The sequence below is a fragment of the Niastella sp. sgz303648 genome, assembly GCF_059587045.1.
The window spans coordinates 342,135-365,265 of record NZ_JCAPSW010000004.1 but is presented as its reverse complement, the minus strand read 5'-3'; the positions used below and the strand labels follow the sequence as shown (position 1 = coordinate 365,265).

Here is a 23,131-nt window from a genome sequence, read left to right as displayed (position 1 = left end):
AAAAAAGGCTCTTCCACCTTATCTCCCAAAGTATTTGTGCGGGAGTGGCAGAAGAGCCGGCCTTCGCAAACAATCTTAAATCCACCTCACTTTGTGAACTATAATTTTAAATCAATTCTTAAGCGGTACTGATCCACTGGCGGGCGTATTAAAGTCAAGTTCATTTTGCGGTACGTCCCAGTAGTCCATATAATTATATTCCATAAAGCAGGGAACGGCTGCTGAACCTGTTTGTGCAGGAACCAGTAAATTTCCCGGCACAACAACAATAGCATTGGCTCTTCCGCCGCCTGCTGATGCTGGTTGGGTAATTCCCCACCGGCGTGCATCATAAAATGCAGTACCCCACAAAAACAGGGCAACCCTTCTTTCGCGCCGGTATTCTTCGAACGCCTGTGTTGCATTCAATCCTGTACCTGCAACATGTGCAAGTCCCGATCCCTGACGATCGCGAATGGCATCAACGATCTGTAACCCGGCTTCGGTACTGCCTGAACGAATCAATGCTTCGGCTTTCATCAATTGATTTTCTTCAAAGCTGCAGGCAAATGGAACCAGGCCCTGGTTATTACCGGTTGCATACAGGCCGCCATCTTCAATAAAAACAGGGTTCCAGCGTGTGCCAAACTGTAAGCCGCGACCTCTTTCATTTACCTTTGGTACAGTGAAGGGTACAAAACCTTTTTTCATTCTGTTATCATTGGGCTTAAATTCCTGTATCAGTCGTTCACTAACAAAGGTGAATTGAACTACTTCACCAATAAATGCATAGGGATGAAATTGACCTAATGATACATCATTGGTACCGCTGGGGTCCATACCAAACCAAAAGATGTTATCGGCCGACTGTATACCCTGGTCGGTAAGCGTCATTATTTGTTGCCAGTCGGCAGTTGTCATATCTGCGACTTTTTTATTTACCAGTAAGTTGCGTGCCTTCAGGGTGTATATCTGCCTTTTCCACATGGCTGGTGTAACAATATTTTTATTGTTATCAAATGAAGCCACAATGGCCGTCATGATGTTATCGTAATCGTCTCCTTCACTGATGGCATCTAATGTTGTAAGACACTCATTCAATACCTTATCGGCTTCTGCTAAAATAGCGGTATGATCTATAAAGTTGTGGTTCACCAAACCGAATGAATCGGTAATTACACCGCCAAGATACATGGAGCCAATGCGCGAATAGGCATATCCTTTCCACCATAATGCCCATGCTTTAAATACATTGATCTTATTGGCCGCATCGCCGGTTAATGAAAGGGTGGGGCTTTTTAGTGCCTGTAATAGCTGGTTGGCCTGTGCAATGAGATAATAGCTTACCGACCATTCGTACTGAAAGGCATTTCTTTCACCTGCATCGCGTGAATCAAATCCTTTTAACTGCGTTTTTTGATCATTCGTATTGGGATTAACTACCACCTGCCCGCTTGGTAATGTTATTTTATACACCTGGTCAACCCAACGAAATCCATAGTTGCCATAGGGGCAATAGGCTTCATCGCCCAGTATGCTATGATTTGTTAATGCAATATGAAATATGTTGGTGTTTCCTTCGTCGGGAACATTCGCCATCATTTTTTGTAAAATGCCCAAAGAAAAATTTTTCAACCCTGCTTCGGTAGCCAGTGCAAACTGTGGCAGCGGCTGATTCGGATTATTTAATTCGAGAGTCGTTTTTTTGCAACCCTGTACAATCAGCACGGTTGTTAATATATATATGAGATATCGTTTCATAAATTTCTTATTAATATTTAGAACTGAATATTAATACCAAACTGAAAAGAGCGCAGGTTGGGAATGGCAAAATAATCTGCTCCTATATTTGAACCGGCCCCGAATGTGCGGTTACCCTGGCTGTCCTGTGCAGATGTTGCTTCAGGATCGAGCCCTTCATAATCGGTGATCGTTATCAGGTTTCTTCCCGATGCTGTAATGGCAAATCCTTTTACCCATGGCACATTCAATAAACTTCCTAACTGATAGGTAAGTGTAAGATCACGTAAGCGCCAGTATGATCCGTCTTCAACAAACCAGCCGGTACGCTGCACACTATTGTATAAACTATTGTAGAAATTAACAAAGGCCCCCGTTTCGCCGTTAACTGTTATTGGCTTATCAAAATCTTTGTGCAGCCTGTCGCGGTACATCCATTGCCTGGTAAGGTTGTAAATTTCATTGCCATGCGACCAATCCCACTGAAATGAAATATTTAGTTTTTGCCATAACGTTACGCTATTGATAAACGACATGGTAAAATCAGGATAAGCATTACCTGTTATACGCTGATCAGTAGCATCTGTAAGCGTTGCGCGCTTGGTTACTTTATTTACCACAATGCCATTCACTAATTCATATTGCGATGCATTGGCTTCGGGAATGTATCTCGATTTATCGGGCCGTATTTGGTCGATGCTGGTTAGTGGAGTAACTGTATAAAAATTACCCAGCGATTCGCCTTCTTTTACCACAAATAAGCCGCTTACAAAATTGCGCCCGTTGGCAACTTTCAGCACTTTGGTTTTAAAGGTGCCAAAGCGAACACCAAGGGTCCAGTCGATCATTTTATTGGTATACATATTGGCATCCAGGCTAACATCGGCGCCCTTTACACTCAGATCTATGAGGTTATCTCTGATTTGCTGAGTACCACTTGATGCAGGCAGATCTACGTATTGAATGTTGTTTTTATTATTCTTTTTCCAGTAACTGAAAGATAAGCTAACCCGGTTCACCCAGTTTTTATCACCGGGTATAACAACTACATCTGTTCCTACTTCAAGCTCACGTACTTCCTGTACTTTCAGTTTGGGGTTTCCGAGAATGTTTGGCACGTACAGCCCAACCCCTTCGCCCAATTGTATTGAGCCGAGCGTTGTTTGGCGTGAATAATATTCTCCATCAAATTCATTTGGCGGAATACCGGCAGCACCATATGCGCCACGCAGTTTCCACTCAGTAAGCTTATTGGCTTTCAGCAGTTCCGACAACCTGAAATAAGCCGTTCCCCTACCAAATGTGAATGCCTTTTTCTGATCGCCAAACTGTGAGTTATAATCTGATCTGAAGCCTCCTGTAACACCAAATAAGTTACCGAAATCAATCGTTTGGTTTACTAAATATCCATAGGTGATGTAGTCAAAACTGCCATCACCACTGGTTTTGAGAGCAGCTGATGAAATATTGGCGGGTGGATATTGTGGCAAATTAAGGCCCTGTGAAAAGAAGGAAGTATACTGCAACTTTCTCCAGTCGTAGGAAAGTTGTGTAGTTGTAGAGATAGGAATATCTATTTTGAAATCTTTCCTGAAATCTGTTCTTAGATAAATAGTCGACAACGCATTCTGATAAATTGATTTCGCATGGTCGTCTCTGACAGATCCCTGCGGTGTGGCGCCCCAAAATCCTAATGCTACCTGTGGGGCTAATTCCTGGTTTTTATACAGGTCCTGATATTCCGAATTCCATAATTCAATGCCATATTTAAAATCTAATTCAAGAAATTTCGGAAACTTATAATTCAGGTTCGAATTGTTGATGATACGGGTGTCTTTACTATATCTTTTATGCCAGTCGGGTTCTGACAACACGTTCAGCTGGTTTTCATCCCGTGGCCGTACTACAATAAGATCGGTTCCTTTGTATTTCGATTTAAAATCAATCCAGGGATAGGAGTTGACCATTTCGAACCGGTTGTTATTGGTGCCTTCAAACAGTGCGTCGACATTATATTTAATGCGATCGGTAACATTGTAGGTTCCCGATAACAGGTTTTCATCCTGCAATATTACTTGTGTTGCGTTGCGTGCAGTAAATCCTTTAAACAATTCAAAGCCCAGGTTGGCCGACAGGTTGGTGCGCCGCAGGTGATTGGCCAATACATTTTCCTGGTCGAGATGCGACAGGGTAAATGAGTAGTCAGATTTATTGCCGCCTCCTGAAATGCCAATGGAGTTGGTTGTTGAAACAGCCGTTTGATATGCCTGTTCAAGGTGATTATATAAAGGCAAATTCGAAGGATACGTTTTGTCATTCTTTAAATTGAAATCGGTATTAAAATCTTCTTCAGCCGGTTCGGGCCACATGCCATTGCTATCGGGTTGCAGCACATCGCCGTTGCGGTCGAGAATATTGCCGCTGCCATCCTGCTGAAAGTGATGGTATTTGGCACTTAAACGTTTGTCTTTGCCCAATATGGCTTTATCGATACTTACTTTTGAAACCAGTGAAATGGAGATGGGTTTATTACGGCTTCCTTTTTTGGTAAAGATCTGAATAACGCCGTTGGCCCCCTGAGCTCCGTATAACATACCAGCTGAAGGTCCCTTGGCAATTTCAACACGGTCAACGTTCGCAACGTCGAGCCCGTTGATATCTGTTACCTGAACACCATCAACCAGTATAATGGGGTTGGTTGATCCTAACGAGTTAACCCCACGCAGAATGATGTTCGCTTTTTGACCGGGTTCGCCCGAAGTGGTTTGAATTTGCGCACCGGCTACTTTACCTATAAGCGCCTGGTCAATTGACAAAAAAGCCGATTTGGTAAGGTCTTTGTTCGCTACACTCGCTACATCGATGGACAATTTTTTCTTTTCGGTGGCTACACCGGTACCTGTAATGATCACTTCACTGAGGGCTTTTACTTCGGTGGCAAGCTGTACATCAAATACGGCCCTGTTTCGTACAGCCATTTCCGATGCCTCGTAACCAACACCTGAAAATACAAGCGTAGCGCTTTCAGGAACGTTCAGTTTAAATGTACCATCAGGGTTAGTGGTGGTGCCCGATGAAGTTCCTTTGATTGTTACTGAAATGCCCGGAACGGGATTTCCGGAAGCATCGGTAACCTTGCCGGTTACCGGTTTGGTTTGTGCGTATGCTGAGCATAGCATGCATAAGAAGAAGATCAGGGATAATACATTCTTCATAAATCTCATGTTGAGGGTGAACAAAATAATGCCCAGTAATGATCTGCCGGGAGACGGCACACCATTATCACTATCATTTTCGGGGTATGTGATTCAATTTGCGAAGGTGAGGGGGCGGATTGTGTAGATCAGGGATTTAAAGGTATAGGCCGGACGTGTTTTGAATGGGGCAGATTGCGGTAGTTGCTGGCGGGGTGCAGGGGTATATTTTCAAGACAAACAGTTGTTCGTATTTGCTGCTTTTATGTTTTTTTGTTCTGTAAACTGTGTGTTATAAATTCAGAAGCTATGGGGAAGTATGGTACTTTAATGGGGTAATGAATTATTTATTAATATTTTAGGTAAAAAGTAAAAAGCCATGGAGGGTGCACCAGGAGCGCGTTTTTCTGTACAATAAATTGTACGAAAAGCGCGAATTGACGGCCATTTATAACTAAATTTTGTTTCTGGTTTGTGGTTTGAGGTTTGTGGTTCTTTCGGTGAATCATACTGTGCGATTTTGATCCTGTTACAATTTAAGGGCGCCGCGGGGTAATAATGATTTTCCAAAGTGCGGTAGCAACCACAAACCATAAACTACAAACCTCAAACAACAAACATATCAAATATAACTTAACCACCACTTGTCTCTATGCGCTCTTTTATAGTTATCGTACCATTTGCATAAGGGATATAAAGCAATAATTAATAATGCCCATAATGCATACACCAGCCATAAACTATAGCCAAAGCCTTTCAGTTGCGCATTCATGCTTACCCAGCCGGTTAAAACCATATCGCTCCATTTATACCCCGACATAACTGCTGCCAGTACGGCCAGTACATGAATTAAATAAATGTGAACGATGTAATAGAACATGGGTACGCGACCGAATACCACTAATTTTTCCGTAAGCCGGTTCAATGGTTTTTCGGCAAAGGCCAGAAACAGCATGGCGGGCCCTAACGTCATTAGAATATATAATAAAGAAGGCGGATACTTGGTGGTATTTAAAAATGAAAGCAGGGTATAAACCGGTGATTTTTGTACCGACCAATGCGAACGATCGCCATATATATTTATAAACCGAAGGATGATAAAAAGCGCGATGGCGCCCAGGCCGAGCCCAATCAATAATTTTTTTCTTTTGGCGGCATCGAATAACGGCAGATACATTTTACCAAATACATAACCGGTGAGCATGATGCCGATCCAGGGAATTACAGGATAGCCAAGCATAACTGAAAATGGCTGTGCCGCGAAAAAATGCTGCTCATGCAGGGCCGAAAAAACAAAATCGCCGCCACTGTTGCCTGTTGCATGAAAGACATCGAGCAGATTATGACCGAAAATCAATACAAGGCCTGTAATAAGAATCAGTATTTCGGGCAAAAAGATCATTACCGATAATACCATCATACTAAAACCGATAGACCATATCACCTGCAGAATCAATACGGGATATACCGGGTTGAAGGTCCAGCCAAGCGTAATGATCAATACTTCGGCCAGCACCAGCCACAATCCCCTTGTGAAAAGGAACATCGATAACTCCTTTTTACTTTTCTTAGCGCCGTTCAGATAAGCCGATGCGCCGGCCAGAAAAGTAAATATGGGGGCGCAAAAATGGGTGATCCACCGGGTAAAAAACAGGGTAGTACTGGTTTGGGAAAGATCGGTTGGATCGTACAAAAAAGCTGCATTATGAAAGTAATCCCGCACATGGTCCAGCGCCATAATGATCATTACGGTACCCCGTAACAGGTCGATTGAATGAATGCGTTTACTTATCACCGGTGTTACCGGTGCGGCAGTGGCTAAGGTTACCATAAAATGTTGAAATATTGTTGATTATAAAAAGGGGACAGCTTTGGGCCTTCGTCTGGTACTTTGTTCTGCGAATATATGTAATTTCAGAATTAAATTCATTTAAAATTATTTATTTAGAATTTTATTCTGCGATTTAGTTGCAATAACAACAAATTCACTGATTTTATATATTCGCCGCCGGTTTGCCGGTTGCCGAAGATGATCATACTCAATGCGATTCGCGCAATCAGCAGCCCGTTTGTACGTTATTACTTTAATAAAATCCAACCTTGTGAAAAGAGTCATAGCCTTTTTTACCCTGGTGGCGTGTCTGCAGCAGGCAACCGCTCAATTAACCAGCGTTAGTGATACCGGCAAGTTAATAGCGCAAAAGGATAATATTATTACCGCGAACACGGTCCTTAAAATCGAAAATTTAGGAACCAACATCAATTCTGATCTGCCTGAGTTACGGCCAACCGTATCGGCCGATGGCAACCTGTTATTTTTTATTTGTGAAAACCATCCGGCCAACACCAAATACAATTCTGTGCCCAATTCGCAGGATATATGGTATGCCGAGCGCGATAGCGCCGGCGTATGGCAGGAAGCACGCCATTTAAAATATCCATTGAACACGGTACAGTATAACGCCGTGTATTGGATATCGCCCGACAATAACCGAATTTTAATACGTGGTGCATTTGGAAATGGCGGTGCTTATTTTGGAAAAGGGGTAAGTATGTGCGTTCGCAAGGCCAATGGCCGCTGGAGCGATCCTGAGGAGTTGCGTATCAAAAATTACTCAAAATACGATCGGGGTACTACATCGGGCGCTACCATGACGCACGATTGTAAAACATTAATATTATATATGACGCCCGAACCCGGCGGCGCCAACAACGATTTATGGGTGTGCTTTTTGCAACCCGATGGAAGCTGGACAGAACCCAAAAGCATGGGCAAAACGATTAATTTACCCGGCGATGAAATGACGCCATACATTGCCGCCGATGGCATTACCATGTATTATAGCAGCAACCGCCCCGGTGGGTTAGGCGATAACGATATCTGGATGACCACCCGCCTCGATAAAACCTGGACCAAATGGAGCGAACCCGTAAACCTGGGCGCCCCTATTAATACCGACGGCTGGGATGCGTTTTTTACCCTCGATGCCGGTGGTGAGTATGCGTATTTAACCAGCAACAAAGACACCTATGGCGAAAGCGACATCGTTCGCGTGAAACTGCTGGAGCGCGAAAAACCAAATCCGGTTATACTGGTAAGTGGCAATGTATTCAATGCCAAAACAAAAGAACCGCTTAGTGCATCACTTATTTACGAAACCCTGCCCGATGGCGCCGAAGCCGGCAACGGTTTATCGAGCCCTACCGATGGTTCGTTTAAAATTGTATTGCCTTACGATAAGAACTATAGCATTCGTGCAACAGCCGATAAATTCTTTGCTATTTCAGAAAACCTGAACCTCGATTCGATGATAAAGGCCGGTTACAAGGAAATTCATAAAGACCTGTACCTGGTGCCCATTGAAATAGGACAGATCGTTCGTCTGAACAATGTGTTCTTCGACTTTGATAAATGGGATCTGCGTCCGGAGTCGTTTGTTGAATTAGATCGCGTGGTAAAACTGTTGAAAGAAAATCCGGCTATTGAAATTGAAATGAGCGCGCACACCGATAGTTATGGTACCGATGAATACAACTTCAAACTCAGTGATAACCGTGCAAGAAGCTGTATGGAATATATTCTGTCGAAAGGCATAGCGCCGAACAGAATTACTTCTAAAGGATACGGTGAATCGAAACCTATAGCGCCCAACGATACCGATGAAAACAGGCAGCTGAACAGACGCGTTGAGTTTAAGATAATGAAGAATTAAATCAATGTGATAATTAGCTAATTTGCTAATGTGCTAATGAGGTGAGTCTCTGTAAAGGGGCTCACCTCATTTTTTTAAGTAGGAAAGGAATGTTTTGTGCCTTACGGCACAGAAAACCCTCTGATTTATATATTCTACCAATATTTTGTCACACCGGTACAAACCTGACTTATTTTTGCACCCAAATCATTCAATATGTGGCGAAGTGTATTATCTGTTTTAAAAACAATTATTACAGCGATCATTATATTATTTATAACCGGCTATACCCTGTATGCACAAACAAAAAAAGCGCCGATAGATGCCATTCGTCAGGACGATATTAAAAGAGACCTCTACCTTCTGGCTGATGATCATTTTCGCGGTCGCGAAGCCGGCACGCTCGATGAGTTAAAGGCATCGGCCTGGCTGGCCGAAGAAGCACGGAAAGCCGGTCTGGAACCGGCCGGCGACGACGGATCGTACTTTCAGTTTTTTTCACTAATACGCGAGCGCGTAAGCAGTCGCAGTACCATAAAAATAGGAATGCGTTCATTTGATTTATGGAGAGATGCCATTGTATACGAACCGTCGTTTGCAACCATAGATGCGCCGGTAGTATTTATCGAAGATCCCGATACGGTGGCAGAAGAAACCATCAAAGGCAAAGTGGTGGCGTTGCAGTTTTCATCAAAAGGTATCAGCGATCCGCGAAAAACCATTCCCTGGCGATATACAGGTTTTGTTGTAAATGCCTGGGCCCGAAAGCTGGGCGCCAAAGGCGTGAAGGCCATTATTTTTGTATCGGATAACCTGGCCGAACAGGCATGGCCACGGGCAACGCAATACAACAGCAGAGGATCGTATCAGATCGAAGGCAGTTTATTTCAGCAGCGCCAGCAGTTGAAAGATATTCCCATCATCTGGTTAAAAAAAGAAGCGCTTGACCTGGTAAAATCTAACGCACGGCTGCAGGTGCAGATCGTAAGCGAATCGTTTACGTATCCTTCAGTGAATGTGGTAGCGAAAATAAAAGGCAGCGATCCGGTGCTATCGAAAGAGTATGTGTTGTTCAGCGGCCACCAGGATCATGATGGCGTACGCAACATTCAACCGGGCCAGGATTCTATTTTAAATGGAGCCGATGACAATGCAACCGTAAGTGTGGCATTACTGGCCATTGGCAGGGCCTTTCATCAAAAGCCGGGCAAACGTTCTGCCTTATTTGTGTGGCATGGGTCAGAAGAAAGAGGGTTGTTTGGCAGCACCTGGTTTGCCGATCATCCTACCGTTTCGCGCGAATCGATCGTAGCCGTATTAAACGGAGATATGATTGGCGCCAATGCACCCGATAGTGCAGCACTGCTGGGCGTTATTCCGCCGCATCGCAGTTCAGGCGACCTGGTAAATATAGCGTTGCAGGAAAATGCAAAGGGCCCGAAGTTTAAGTTAGACACGGCGTGGGACAATGCATCACATCCCGAAGGCTGGTATTTTCGCAGCGATCATTTTCCATATGCGAAAAAGAATATTCCCGCCCTGTTCTTCAGTACGCTGCCGCATCCTTTATACCATACACCCGCCGATGAAGCCTCATCGATCAATGTAGAAAAGGTTACCAAAATTGCCCGCTGGATGTATGCCACCGGTTTTACCGTTGCTAACAATCAGCAACGCCCGAAGCTGGAGCCGGGATTTAAGCTGGAGCGATGATAACCCGGGCCTTAAGGCCGGTGCTATACTACCCCTTTCCCGGACCTTATGGCCTGCGCTATACAATTTGTATAAAAGGATTTTTGATAGTTAATCGCAGCTTTGATTGCCAGGGAACTATTCCCGGAGTTAAAAAAATAACGAGTAGTATCAGAGAGGGTACACCACCATAAATGATAGTAGCGAACCAAATGCCAAAGAAACTATCGATTTTTGCATCGGAAGGGTTTTGCGGCCGGTATCTTACAGGAACAATGGTGCCGGGTTTTAAAAAAAGATTGGCCGGTCCTTTGATCCAAATCGTATCCCTTCCGTGTTTGAAATAAATGACCGAGTAAGTTATTCTGATTTGATCAAGCGCGTTACCGGGTGAGTGGAAGGCATAAATGCCCTTCGTTTTATGTGACTGTATCAGCCAAACAATTTTGTTTGCCAGTAATGGAATTATCAATAGCAGGAAAAGGCTCAGGAAGAAATTTGTTCGGGTTATTACCATATTCTTTAATCGGAGGTTAATTCCCGGTAAAGAATATTACGCTATCAGGGGATTATTTCGTATGCAGTATATAGTTAAAAAATTGTAAAAAACATCCGGATATCAGCTTTTGTAATCATCAACCTTAATAAGCTTATACACGCTTGAATCTTTAGCAAAAGAAATGTAAAATTCAATGCCTACATATTTGCCTCTGTACTCGTACAGATAATAAAAACCATTCTTTTCTTCTATTATTCCGATTATCGTATGCTCTTTTTGGTTATAGCTGTAAGTGATTAATTGCTTCTGCTCGGGAAACAATTTCTCTTCGTGATGCCCGTAATAATTGCTTTTAACAGTGTTGTTGTTCATATGAAATTGATATGGCTTGAATAATGGCTAAACGGTTATTGTAATTCGCTGGTGCAGGCAAGGTAAGGTTTTACCCATGAAATGTGCTGTATTTTCGTATAAACCCGCCTGAAATTGCCACTATATTTTGTTAAAAAATCATTTAAAGAAGGAAATAATAGGTTATTGGTAATATATTGACTACCTTTGCGGTGTCAAATTTGAGCTTCGCATTTAGTAATGTTAATTAATCAGTTTTTACAATCTGCATTTTTATTAAGTCCTTACTTGTTGCCTTCTCAGATATTTTTAATTATTTAATCATAACGAAATGAACATTTACGTTTCAAACTTAGGCTTCAATATAACAGATGCAGACCTAAGAGAAGCTTTTGCTCCTTATGGAGAAGTATCATCTGCCAAAGTAATCAATGATAAATTCACTGGTCAATCACGTGGATTTGCATTTGTTGAAATGCCTGATGATGAAGCAGCAAAAAAAGCTATCGCTGAATTAGACCAGGCTGAAGTGGATGGCAGAACCATTAAAGTGGTAGAAGCAAAACCGAAAGAAGACAGACCTGCTCGTGGTGCTGGTAAAAGCCCCTTCAAAAGTGATTATGGCGGCGGCGGCGGCGGTTACAAGAAAAACAACAGGTGGTAAAATATTGCTATTTTACAGTAAACCTCCCGATGCATCGGGAGGTTTCTTTTTTTACCCCCATCCCCAAAGGGGCGTCAATAGTAAGGGCTAATAATTTGTGTATTGCTGCATCTTAAAACTTGAATCTTGAACCTTGTGCCTTGAACCTTGTATCTTCTCCGGTTATTTCTGCATCACCAGCACGCCATTTACAATTAATGTTTTTCCGCCGGCGGCATCAATGTTATATACTTTTTGTACGCCGTTGGCTTTTTCTTCTTTATTGAATACGGTATAGGTTTCATATTTTCCGGTTGCATCGTTCAAACACAGCACTGCTTCACCTTCGTTTATCGCACCCATTTTTTTAACGCCTGTTCCGGTGAGCATGGGATGATTGGGCGTGGCTTCCATTTCCTTTACATTTAATTGTACTTCGTAACCACGTTTTGTGATCCTGGTTTTAACGGCTATTAATGTTAAATGTGTAATGGCATAATTCTTTGCTTCATGCGCAATCAGCTGCTTTACAGTAACCGTTGCCGGTTGATGTGTAATTGGGTTAACGGTTACAATTTCATCTCCGGGTTGTATTTCTCTGAGCGATTTTTTTTGTCCGCCTGCCATGGTGATTTCTTCATCGCCCGGGAAGCAAATATCGTTACCATAGGTGCCGGCTTCTGACCGGTCGATTTCCTTGCCTTTTAAAGATGATTTGTAGGTTTGATAGCTGTACTCTTTCGACAACACGTACGATAATTTCAACACATAGTTCTTTTCTTCTTTATCAATGGCATGTATGTCTTCGAAATACTTTTCCCACACGGCGCGATCGGCGAACAGATTGGGCAGGCAGGTGGTATATCTTTTGCCTTTTTCGTTGGTGTAATAAATGATGGTGCCCAGTTCTTTACCTTCGGCCTTTGCGATCAAAGTATACAGGTCAATCCTTTTTTTCAAACTGTCATCGCCCGTAATAAAATACGGTTTCTTTCCTTCGTAGCGGTCTAATACATAGGTGTTGTTATCGAACTTTATATAAGTGTCGTTATCGAGATCTTTGATCTGGAAGGTTTTTGATTTTTCGTATTGTTCAATGCTAATGCCTTTCGATGTTTGAGCCTGTACAAATTGTAATGAGCATATAAACAGCGCACAAATCACAATCAATTTATTCATTGACGATATATTTGAGTTTAATAACCAAATTCAAAAATTGTTGACCCCGTCCGACCTGGTCATCCGGGCGGGCATTCAACATTCACTCTATCAGGAAAGTTCTTTAAACGCTTTTGCAAAGGCCTGCATTTCTTCCATTTTACCAATGCTTACGCGGCACCAGTCTTTGCCGTTGAATTTCCAGGAACGTATGCCCACACCTCGTTTCATCATTTCCTCTGCAAAACGCGGCCCGTCCATTTTTAACGGGAACATCACAAAGTTGGCAGAAGAAGGAATGTATTCATAACCTTCGGCCTTTAAAGTTTCGTACAGGAATTTTTTCGATTCCATGGTTTTATTGAAAGCGCTTTGTAAAAATTCTTTGTCCTGGTAAGCCACTATGGCTGCATTCAGGGCAAGAGACGATATGCACCAGGGCCCTGCCGTGTACAGGCTTAGCTTATTGATCATTTCGGGTAATGCTATAATATATCCTAACCGTAAACCGGCAAAGCCGTATAACTTCGAAAAGGTTCTGGCTACAATAATATTCTGGCCTTTTTTTACATTACCTATCAGCGTAACCTCCTGCGGATTATCGAGGTAATCGATATAGGCTTCATCTACAAACACGGTTGTTTTTTTCGACACCCGTTCACAGAAAGCCTTCAACTTGGCATTATCGGTAACCGTTGCTGTGGGATTGTTGGGATTACAGATATATACGAGCGACGTGCTGCTGTCGATGGCTTTTTCCATGGCATCGAGGTCGAAGGCATATTCAGCAGTCAACGGTACTTTTATTACTTTGGTACCCAGTCTTTCGGCTTGTACCAGCAGCGCATCGTAGGTGGGATTAGCCGAAACAATAGTTCCCTTACCAAAAAGTAATGCGGCTGCAGCCAGCAGCGGCGATGATCCTGAGCCCAGCAATATCTGGTTTTTCCCAAGACCTTCGTATTCGGTAATCTTTTGTTCAAGCTCATTTACACTTTGCATGGGATACTGATAGGCGAGATCGATCGATTCGATAATAGCTTTTTTGGCTTTTGCCGATGGACCAAAAGGATTTTCATTGGCGAGTAATCTTGCAACAATATCGGGAGGCGTTGTTTCGAACGCCAGCTGATCAGGATGATAAAAACGAGCATCCTGCATGTTGCCTGCAGCCTCCGGCGCTGCATTTACATTATTGAACACAGCAGGTAAAGAAATAAGTCCCCCGGTTAACAGGGCGCTTTTTTTCAAAAAAGCGCGGCGCATGAATGTTGTTGCCATAAGATTATCAATTTGAAAATTAGCAAATTTGAAAATGTCAAATACAAATGTGTCAATGTGCAAATATGCAAATGTGCAAATGCCTGTGTCTGCCATACCCCGTATCGAAGGCAGACTAAATGACGAAGCAAATCGGATTACAAGGATATATAGATTGTAAAGTCAATTCAACTTACTGCAGGATAACTCACCCGCTGCCCGGTTACCCGTGCATGTAACGCCGTTGATACTGTACGCGCCGATTCCAAAGCGCCGGCCATCCATCCGTTTAAATAGGTTAAATGCTCGCCGGCAAAATATACCTGCTTATCGGGCGCTAACAGTTTTTTGTAGTGTGTTTGTCTTTCTTCTTCTGAATAAATTCCCCAGCCGCCGAGCGAATATTTTGTTTTGTGCCAGCTAACAGAAAAATATTTGTGATCATACTCCTGCTCATATTGCGGATGTATGAGTACTCCTTTTTCCAAAGCCACCTTTTCGCGGTCTTTATACGACATGTCGCCAATTGTTTTAGCCCTGTCGTTAAAATTGTAATAGGTGATCAGCATACCTTTTTTGCCCAGATAATCGTTGCTCGGGTAAAAAAGCTGGTACAATATATTATTGGTATGGGTGATGCCGCCATAGATCATTTCATCTTCTTCCCAAAAACGACGCCTGAACTGCATGCCCATTTTACCGGTGGGTATGTATACTATTTTGTCGATGGCCCTGCTTACATCGGAAGAAAAATTATGATCGATATTGCTTAGTACAGGCAAAGGAATGGTGCAAATACAAAAATCTGCCTGCAGCTGTTGTTCGGCGCCTTTGGTTTTACAGGTAATTTGTACGCCGGTTGCTGTATTATTAATGGTGGTTACTTCGGTATTAAACCTGATAAGATGCCCTACTTTTTTTTCAAATGCTTTGGCGATGCTGTCGTTACCGCCTACTGCCTGAAACATGGTTGCCTGCAGTTCGTAAACATATTCAGCCACATTATAAAATTCAGGACTGGTGAGGCCAGAGGCAATGATATCAGCGAGTTTATACGGGTCGGCAATTTTACCGGTTTTTTCACCCGCACCCGGCGGTTCAATATAACCTCTGCGGGCAGAGGCTTTATATAAGGCATCGATATTCAATCCGCCTTCAGCACGCAGGTATTCAAGCAGCTTTTCGCCATCTTCTTTATTCAAACTGCTATCTAATTGTTTGGTGTCAATGGCTTTGCATAATAACTCAGCCATATAACCGCGCATATCGTTATGAATTTCACGTTTGCGGATCTTTTTATTTGATAAGCTGCCGGTACCTTCGCTGAAAAAATAAGCCGATTCGTTGGTATTATTGTATACCTGTAATGGAACGCCCAGCTCTTTGCAGTAATGTAATGTTAAGGCGTGGTGATGAGGAATGCGTGAGGGACCAGCATTGTAATAAACGCCTTCATCAAAGTCGGCAATGGCTTTGCCGTTTTGCACTTCTTCGGTAGCGGCGCCTTTTCTGATAGAAAACACCCTGCCGCCGGCTCTTTCACGGGCTTCGAGCAGGGTGCATACATAACCCAATTTGGTAAGTTCGTAAGCTGCGGCCATGCCTGCCAGTCCCGCGCCCAGAATAATTACTTTTTTACCGTTGCCCTGGCCCTGCAGATCGAACGGATGAACAGGGGCCGCTTTTAGCATGCCCATAGCCATCATACCCGGATAAGCAGCACCAGTGAGCACACCTATTTTGGTGAGAAAATTTCGACGGGTCAAACATTCATTCATAGCAGTTGCTTAGGTCGTAATTCGTAACATATACAATTTGCTAAACATATTGCAAAAAATGGTATATGGTGCTTTCGCTTTACAAACTAGATAAATTTACAAAAAACTGCGCATATGTGTGGGATGGAATAGGTAAGAATGTTGTTTATGCAGGATTAGCGGCATAAAAATGAAAAATAATTAATGGATTTTTTCTCCTGAACATAGTCGAAGGATCTTTTAAAGCCACTGCATTTCTGATGCAGGCGGCATTATGCAGGTTTTATCACATTTGCCGGCAGTTTTATCACATTTCAAAAACAGGCTGTGGTTTGATGGCTATTTTGCCGGTAAAATAAGTAGTATGACAACTGGCTTTCCCGATCAAAAGCAACCAGGTAATGATTTGAAAATAAGATGGCGGCAACATGAGCTTATACTGGTTACCATATTAGCCGTTGCAAAATTGTCGAATTACCTGTGGACTGTATACCATCTTTCAAACAGCGAGATCAGTATGCGATTTGCCGGCCCTTTTAATGACAGGCATGTTCCATTCAGTTTATACAGGAATGTGATATTGCCCGATGTGATACCCGGGTTACTTATATATCTTTCTTATTTATTGCTGAGCCTTTATGCTGTGCCCCGCATACTGTTCCCCAAAAAAGTGGAAATAACAATGTTGAAGGAATCGTTTCAGCCCTTCGCCAAAAAAATATTTAAAGAATACGCCTGGCTTTTTATGCTGGTAACGCTTATTGTGCTTATACTGGCCGGTGCTATTGATATCGCCTCTTATTTCAAAGGCGAGTGGCAGTTCAATGAACATCCGGCGCAGCTAAACGTATTTAAAGGTTTTTTCGATGCCATTTCAATGCTCTTGCTATACGCTTTGTATGCAGGTGCGAGAGAAGTGATAATCAACCTGATTGAAAGATCAAAACAACGGGCGTTCAATACTTTAATTTGTAATAAGATTACTGCATTTGTACTGCAATTGATTGTTGTGGCGCTATTGATGGCTACTTTCAAAATTGTTGAGGGGAATCATTTTTATGCCATGTATGTTTTGGCGGTTTCTGCCATTTTTGCCATGTTCATAAATAACGTTTACTACCTGTTTCCTATGAAAGGCGATAATCGTTTCTTTAGTAAAAAAATAATCATAAGGTTATTGTCTGCTTCTTTTATATATGCCATGCCCCTGGTTTCTATTACCGACCGAAAACCAACACCCCTCTTTTTTTTATATGGATGGGCCATTCAGTTATTTATTGTAACACCGGTTACCTGGTGGTATTATCAAACAAAAAAAGATAAAATACTACAGTTAAAAGTTGTAGAAAAAGCACTGGTAAAGTCGAGAACAGATTTGCAGTTCCTGAGGTCGCAGATCAATCCGCATTTTTTGTTTAATGTGCTGAACACGCTGTATGGTACGGCTTTACAGGAAAATGCTGCCATTACCGCCGGTGGTATTCAAAAGCTGGGTGATATGATGCGGTTTATGCTGCACGAAAATAACCTCGATTATATTGAAATGAATAAAGAAATAGACTACCTCAAAAATTATATTGCATTACAGAAGCTACGCACAAAATCTTCGCCCGATATCATTATTGAGGATAATATCAACGATCAAAGCTGTCCTCATAAAATCGCGCCCATGTTATTGATCCCATTGGTTGAAAATGCGTTCAAGCATGGTATCAGCATGAAAGAAAGATCGTGGATCAGTATTGCACTTACCTGTACCGAAAAAAATATATTGTTTGAAGTACGTAACAGCATGCATGATAAAAAAGCCGATGATACCGAGAACGAAAGATCGGGCATTGGGCTAAAGAATGTGATGGAACGTTTAAAGTTGATGTACCCTGGTAAATTTCAAATATCAGTGAACGGAGATGGGAAAGAATTTTTTGTACAGATTTCTATTGAACCATAAGCGATATTTGTACTTTAATAAATAATACATGCTTGCAGCTATCGCTATAGACGATGAGCCAATTGCCCTGGAGGTGGTAAAAAATCTTGCCGCAAAAATTCCTTTTTTGAATATGAAGGCGTTTTTCACCAATGCATTTGAAGCGGCTGATTATTTACATAAAGAAAAGATCGATCTGATATTTCTTGATATAAAGATGCCCGACATTACAGGTATTGATTTTTTGAAATCGATAGCCAACCCACCCATGGTGATTTTTACCACTGCCTACAGCGAACATGCGGTGCAGAGCTTTGAGCTGGATGCTATTGATTACCTGTTAAAACCCTTTTCGCTTACCCGTTTTTTAAAAGCCTGTAACAAAGCAAGAGAGCAGTTTGAATTAAGGCAGCACAATAGTTATTTGGCTGAGCCGGGCACTGTTTTTATAAAAAGTGGTTATGGCCAGGTACGAGTTGAGTTAAAAGATATTTTGTACGCCGAAAGCAATGGCAATTACGTTCAGTTTGTGCTGGCCGACAAAAAAATAATTTCCCGATTAACCATGAGTGAAGCGGAAGCATTATTGCCCCAACTGTTTTTTGTGCGCATACATCGCTCTTATATCGTTGCGAAAAAACATATAACAAAACTCGAAAAAAACAGTGTGTGGATACAACAAACAGAACTGCCTGTTGGGGCCAGCTATGCGGGTGAAGTGGCGAAGATAATTTAACCCCGGTTGTAATCGGGCCGCGGAAACACAGCTATTGTTCAGCTTACCAGCAATAATTTTACCCGGATAAAATAAAAAGAATGTCTGTGTTTATCACACCAAAACGCTACAGGTTTTCTAAAATATCCCTGTAACCTCTGCCAATAGGAATAGAAACGCCATTTACTTCAACTGTGTCGGCTGTATACGAATCAATTTTATTTACCGAAACGATGAACGACCGGTGAATGCGCCTGAACAAACTGGTAGGCAGCAATTCTTCAATTTCGTGTGTGCTTATCTTCGACAAATAAGCGGTTTTGGTGGTAACGATGCGAATGTATTCGCGCTGACTTTCGACGTATACAATTTCGGAAAACAGAATTTTAACCTTCTTTTTTTGAACATTCAGGAACAGGTAGTCTTTTGTTTCAGGGCTTTCGGTGGATACCGGTTTTTGCGCAGGCTTCACTTTGTTTACCGCTATCAGGAAGCGCTCAAATTCAAATGGCTTTAACAGGTAATCGGTTACGTTTAAATCGAACCCTTCTACCGCATACTGATGATAAGCGGTGGTAACAATTACTGCCGGTAAATGAGTGAGCGTTTTTAAAAAAGCCATTCCTTTTAATTTCGGCAGATGTATATCTAAAAAAATAAGGTCGGTTGTATTATGCCGCAGAAAATCGGTTGCCAGAATAGCATCTTTAAACGATGCCTGCAGTTCAAGGAAGGGCACCTGGGCAATATAGTCTGTAAGCACTTTTACAGCCAGTGGCTCATCTTCTATTATAATGCATTTTATTTTAGACATGGCTTGCCAGATTTATATGTAAAGTTGCGGTAAAAGTCTGTTCGTTGCGTTGAAGCGAAAGATCATAATCACTGTACAATAACTGCAACTGCCGCCTGAGATTGGAAATCCCAATGTTTTCTTTTACATCCGGCTGTTCGTTAAAAGTTCCGGTTGAATTTCTTACAATAAAAGTAAGCTGCCGCTTTTTTACCGAAAGATGAATATCAACAAAAGGACGATCAGTTGTTTCGGAGGCGCCATGTTTAAATGCATTTTCAACCAGCGGAATCAGCAGCAGGGGAGGCAGGGCCTGTTTCATATCTTCGATATCGTGGTTAAAATTGATGTGCAACGATTCATCGTACCGAAGTTTTTCAAGGGCAATATAATCGCTGATGATCTTCAGTTCATTTTCGATAGCGATATACTCCCCGCCGGCTTCGTACAACATAAAACGCAAAATTTTCGACAGCCGTAAAATAGATTCAGGCGCCAGGTCGCTTTTATCTCTTGCCAGTGAATAGATATTATTTAATGTATTGAACAAAAAATGCGGATTCGTTTGCGACTTAAGATAGTTCAGTTCGGCCTGTTGTTTTTCGATACGCAGTTGTTGTGCTGCCTGTTTTAGTTTTATATAACCATAGATATGCCTTATGATGCCGAAAAAGAAAACAGACCCAACGCTGAAACCCATTTGTGTTTCGAGCACGTCTCCTATAGGAGCAACAGCTGGTATAGGAGTATATAGATGAAATCCGATGCCTATTAACCGCCAGGCGTACAAACCAAAAGAATACATCATAATGTGCAGCCATATCAGGAACAATCCGGCCAGTATTCTTTTCCAGCGAAACTTTATAAAAGGGATAGTATATTCGAAAAGAAAGTAGTTGAGAACCGTAACATATAGAGTTCGCCAAAGATCATTCATCATTCTTGCCCAAAATGGGTCAGATTCATGCGACAGGTTAACCAACACGCGTATGAATAACCAGGCAAGCGCAAGCCATATATAAAATATAAACCGTTTTTGATTGATGCCAGTTTTCATGCCCGCTGTTTGTGCGATAAATTTCGGTAAAAAGTAGCCGTTTATTGTTTTTGTCTATGGAATAAGGTTTATGGTAAACGAATGAACGGAAATGGTCAATGGTGAATGGGCAGTAGGCAATAGTGACCAGGCAATGGGCTGCAATGCCCGGTTGTAAGTTGCCAATAAATTTTATACAGTCTATTTTTAGCATTGTCCTATTCACCATTCACCATTCACCATTGACCATTCACCATTCACGCTGTTTGTATACGATAACCCTGTTTTTATTGACGACACAATTCTGCTCTTGCTGTAATCAGCTAACGTTGTATAAAATACTTATTTTTTATGAGAAAGATTTTATGCTTTATAGCTGTATTGATAATGACAGTCAATATACAGGCACAGGTTGAACCGGATGCCGGCAAATGGAAAACCTGGTTCATTACATCGGGCAGGGATTTTCGATTACCTGCACCATCTTCCTACAAAAATGAAATAGCGCAGGTGCTTACAGCGCAGCATCAACCAGATGCTGCCGGCCGACAGGCTATTTTGTATTGGAATACCGGTGCGCCCGGTTATCGCTGGACCGATATGGCATTTGGATTGTGGATGACCGACACCGGTTACAACGGAGCATTGGCCAACATGCTGATGGGCGTTACCATTTACGATGCCACCATAGCCGCCTGGGATACCAAATATGCATACAACCGGCCACGGCCATTTGCGGCAGATAGCCGGATAAAAGCGCTGGTACCAAAACCCGAGAGTCCATCTTATCCCTGCGAATACTCGGTAGCGGCGGGAGTTGCAGTCACCATTATATCACATTTTTTTCCGGCCATGAAAGATTCGGTAAATCGCATGGCGCAGCAGCTAATGACATCGCGAGTAGCAGCAGGTGTGGCTTTCCCTTCCGATACCCGGGCCGGCTTTGAATTGGGCAAAACAATTGCCGAAAAAGAAATTGCCCTTACCGCCAACTATATCCCAAAAACGCCCTGGGATGGAAAGATGCCGCAGGGCCCCGGTGTGTGGACAGGAAAACATCCGATGTATCCGCTGGCAGGCAAAGACAAAACCGTTGTGCTTGATAGCAGCAGTCAGTTCAGACCCGCGCCGCCGCCCGACTTTGCAAAAGACATGGAAGAGATGAAGAATTATAAGCAAACATTCAGCTCAAGGTCGAATGCATTTTTCTGGGCCAGTCAAAATTTTTGGGCCGATGAGCTGAACAAAAAAATATTTGAATACAACCTGCACCTGAACCCGCCGCGGGCAGCGCGCCTGTATGCACTCACCGCCATTGGCAGCTATGATGGATTTGTAGCCTGCTGGGATGCCAAGTATGCATACTGGGGTATTCGTCCGAACCAGTACGATACCACCTGGCACTCGCTGATACCAACGCCACCGTTTCCCGGTTATCCATCGGGGCATGCGGCCATCAGTGGTGTAATGAGTGAGCTGATGTCGTATTTCTTTCCTGCGGAGCAGGCATACTTTCGCGAGAGAGCCAAAGATGCCGCCGAATCACGTTTTCAGGCCGGCATCCATTTTCGTACCGATAATGAAGTGGCGCTGGATCTTGGCCGAAAAGTTGCGGGAGCAATTATACAAAAAGCAAAGGCAGATGGGGCAGGCGAGGGGATGGGGGTGGTGAAGGAGTGAGGGGTGCGGGTATGTACCGGTAGTGCAAATTGAAGGAGGCTGCACGCAAGAATTGGACAGTACGCGTTTTGAGGTAGTGAGCACGCGTTTATTAGTGAATGCAACGCGATTTCAGAAGCTGGTAACACTTTTATATGAGCCGGTAATGCGTTTTGAAGCGGCGACGTTACAAATAATATCCACACCTATGCGTTTTCTAATGCCGGCAGCGTGTGTGTGCGAACCGACTATTCAAATTGATGTACCGGTAGTGCGACAAAATGTGGTTGCGGTCATCCATTTAGGTTGGCATGCCGGCTATGCGAATATAATAGTGTGCAATGCGGGTTAGTATGGTAACAAGCCGGGTTTGCATGGTAGCAATTTGAGTAAAGATGACTGCAATTTGATTTATGGTGTTCGCATTTCGATTTTAAGGTACAGCAGGTTGAATTGAGGACCACATCATTTCGATTGAAGCGATCACCATTCATTTTGGCATGCCGGTCGGTCGGGTTGTAGCTATTGGTGATCGGATTGTAGGCTAATGTTGTCTGAATGTTAGTTTCATGCAAGGCAGGGCATAGCTTCGGTGCGCCCGATCGTATGATAAAACTGAGTTGTCGTTAGCTCAAATCGTCTTGCCAGGGTGAAAACGCGGGTTGTGAGGGGTAGAAAATGAGTTGTGGGGTGAGAAGATTGATAGGGCGACGGGTGTATAAAAAAGGGGGAACGTGAAATAGGGTTGGAGAGAGTGGCATTCCGGAATGTCGTTAGTCGAAATCGCCCAGGCAAGGGGGAAAATCGGGCTGCAAGGGGTAGAAAATGAGTTGAGGGGTGATAAATGTAAAATGGCGAAGGGTTAATGTTGGGAGGGGTAGAGTGGGACGAGGTTTTGAATTTGGTTTTCAGGTAAGCAGCCGGCGATTTCCGTGAAGGGGCAAGGTTTACTAAAAATCGCCGGTCCGGATCTGAATAAATGTTCCTACTCTTTGAAAATGTATCAGTTCAGCCCCAACAAATTCTTTTCAAT

At 42.8% G+C, this 23,131-nt stretch carries 16 protein-coding genes; 6 read left to right on the top strand and 10 right to left on the bottom strand.

What is annotated here, in order from left to right; all coding sequences use genetic code 11:
* Positions 1 to 111 precede the first annotated feature (111 nt).
* From AC59IL_RS14210 to AC59IL_RS14200, 3 genes are all read right to left on the bottom strand, one after another.
* Positions 112 to 1,740, bottom strand: coding sequence for a RagB/SusD family nutrient uptake outer membrane protein (locus AC59IL_RS14210; RefSeq protein ID WP_496552808.1), 1,629 nt, complete (start codon positions 1,738 to 1,740; stop codon positions 112 to 114).
* Positions 1,741 to 1,757: 17 nt separating this feature from the next.
* On the bottom strand, positions 1,758 to 4,934 hold the full coding sequence (locus tag AC59IL_RS14205; protein WP_496552807.1) for a SusC/RagA family TonB-linked outer membrane protein: 3,177 nt from the start codon (positions 4,932 to 4,934) through the stop codon (positions 1,758 to 1,760).
* Positions 4,935 to 5,535: 601 nt separating this feature from the next.
* On the bottom strand, positions 5,536 to 6,744 hold the full coding sequence (locus AC59IL_RS14200) for an acetyltransferase domain-containing protein (RefSeq protein ID WP_496552806.1): 1,209 nt from the start codon (positions 6,742 to 6,744) through the stop codon (positions 5,536 to 5,538).
* Positions 6,745 to 7,015: 271 nt separating this feature from the next.
* On the opposite strand from AC59IL_RS14200, the gene AC59IL_RS14195 reads away from it, so the two are divergent.
* Together AC59IL_RS14195 and AC59IL_RS14190 are read left to right on the top strand one after the other, a co-directional pair.
* Positions 7,016 to 8,626, top strand: a complete 1,611-nt coding sequence (locus tag AC59IL_RS14195; RefSeq protein ID WP_496552805.1) for an OmpA family protein — start codon at positions 7,016 to 7,018, stop codon at positions 8,624 to 8,626.
* Between the two features lie 195 nt (positions 8,627 to 8,821).
* Complete coding sequence (locus AC59IL_RS14190; RefSeq protein WP_496552804.1) at positions 8,822 to 10,318, top strand: M28 family metallopeptidase; 1,497 nt, start codon at positions 8,822 to 8,824, stop codon at positions 10,316 to 10,318.
* A gap of 58 nt (positions 10,319 to 10,376) precedes the next feature.
* On the opposite strand, the gene AC59IL_RS14185 is transcribed toward AC59IL_RS14190, so the two are convergent.
* Entirely contained in the window at positions 10,377 to 10,814 is a 438-nt protein-coding gene (locus AC59IL_RS14185; RefSeq protein WP_496552803.1) for a DUF3592 domain-containing protein, read from the bottom strand.
* A gap of 102 nt (positions 10,815 to 10,916) precedes the next feature.
* Positions 10,917 to 11,168, bottom strand: a complete 252-nt coding sequence (locus tag AC59IL_RS14180) for a hypothetical protein (RefSeq protein WP_496552802.1) — start codon at positions 11,166 to 11,168, stop codon at positions 10,917 to 10,919.
* A 310-nt stretch (positions 11,169 to 11,478) separates the two neighbouring features.
* Here AC59IL_RS14180 and rbp point away from each other — a divergent pair, with 310 nt between their 5' ends.
* On the top strand, positions 11,479 to 11,811 hold the full coding sequence (gene rbp, locus AC59IL_RS14175) for an RNA-binding regulator (protein WP_496552801.1): 333 nt from the start codon (positions 11,479 to 11,481) through the stop codon (positions 11,809 to 11,811).
* Between the two features lie 162 nt (positions 11,812 to 11,973).
* On the opposite strand, the gene AC59IL_RS14170 is transcribed toward rbp, so the two are convergent.
* From AC59IL_RS14170 to AC59IL_RS14160, 3 genes are all read right to left on the bottom strand, one after another.
* On the bottom strand, positions 11,974 to 12,969 hold the full coding sequence (locus AC59IL_RS14170) for a Hint domain-containing protein (RefSeq protein WP_496552800.1): 996 nt from the start codon (positions 12,967 to 12,969) through the stop codon (positions 11,974 to 11,976).
* Positions 12,970 to 13,059: 90 nt separating this feature from the next.
* Positions 13,060 to 14,229, bottom strand: coding sequence for a pyridoxal phosphate-dependent aminotransferase (locus AC59IL_RS14165; protein ID WP_496552799.1), 1,170 nt, complete (start codon positions 14,227 to 14,229; stop codon positions 13,060 to 13,062).
* Between the two features lie 167 nt (positions 14,230 to 14,396).
* Positions 14,397 to 15,986 (bottom strand): flavin monoamine oxidase family protein, encoded by a 1,590-nt coding sequence (locus AC59IL_RS14160; protein WP_496552798.1) that lies wholly within the window; start codon positions 15,984 to 15,986, stop codon positions 14,397 to 14,399.
* A gap of 343 nt (positions 15,987 to 16,329) precedes the next feature.
* On the opposite strand from AC59IL_RS14160, the gene AC59IL_RS14155 reads away from it, so the two are divergent.
* Both AC59IL_RS14155 and AC59IL_RS14150 read left to right on the top strand, forming a co-directional pair.
* Entirely contained in the window at positions 16,330 to 17,916 is a 1,587-nt protein-coding gene (locus tag AC59IL_RS14155) for a sensor histidine kinase (protein ID WP_496552797.1), read from the top strand.
* Positions 17,917 to 17,944: 28 nt separating this feature from the next.
* Positions 17,945 to 18,631 (top strand): LytR/AlgR family response regulator transcription factor, encoded by a 687-nt coding sequence (locus AC59IL_RS14150; protein WP_496552796.1) that lies wholly within the window; start codon positions 17,945 to 17,947, stop codon positions 18,629 to 18,631.
* 106 nt (positions 18,632 to 18,737) lie between these two features.
* Here AC59IL_RS14150 and AC59IL_RS14145 read toward each other — a convergent pair whose 3' ends face one another.
* Together AC59IL_RS14145 and AC59IL_RS14140 are read right to left on the bottom strand one after the other, a co-directional pair.
* Positions 18,738 to 19,424, bottom strand: coding sequence for a LytR/AlgR family response regulator transcription factor (locus AC59IL_RS14145; protein ID WP_496552795.1), 687 nt, complete (start codon positions 19,422 to 19,424; stop codon positions 18,738 to 18,740).
* Positions 19,417 to 20,460, bottom strand: a complete 1,044-nt coding sequence (locus AC59IL_RS14140; RefSeq protein ID WP_496552794.1) for a sensor histidine kinase — start codon at positions 20,458 to 20,460, stop codon at positions 19,417 to 19,419. Before AC59IL_RS14140 ends, AC59IL_RS14145 begins: the two co-directional genes overlap by 8 nt.
* 330 nt (positions 20,461 to 20,790) lie before the next feature.
* On the opposite strand from AC59IL_RS14140, the gene AC59IL_RS14135 reads away from it, so the two are divergent.
* Positions 20,791 to 22,119 (top strand): vanadium-dependent haloperoxidase, encoded by a 1,329-nt coding sequence (locus AC59IL_RS14135; RefSeq protein ID WP_496552793.1) that lies wholly within the window; start codon positions 20,791 to 20,793, stop codon positions 22,117 to 22,119.
* The last annotated feature ends 1,012 nt before the right edge of the window (positions 22,120 to 23,131 follow it).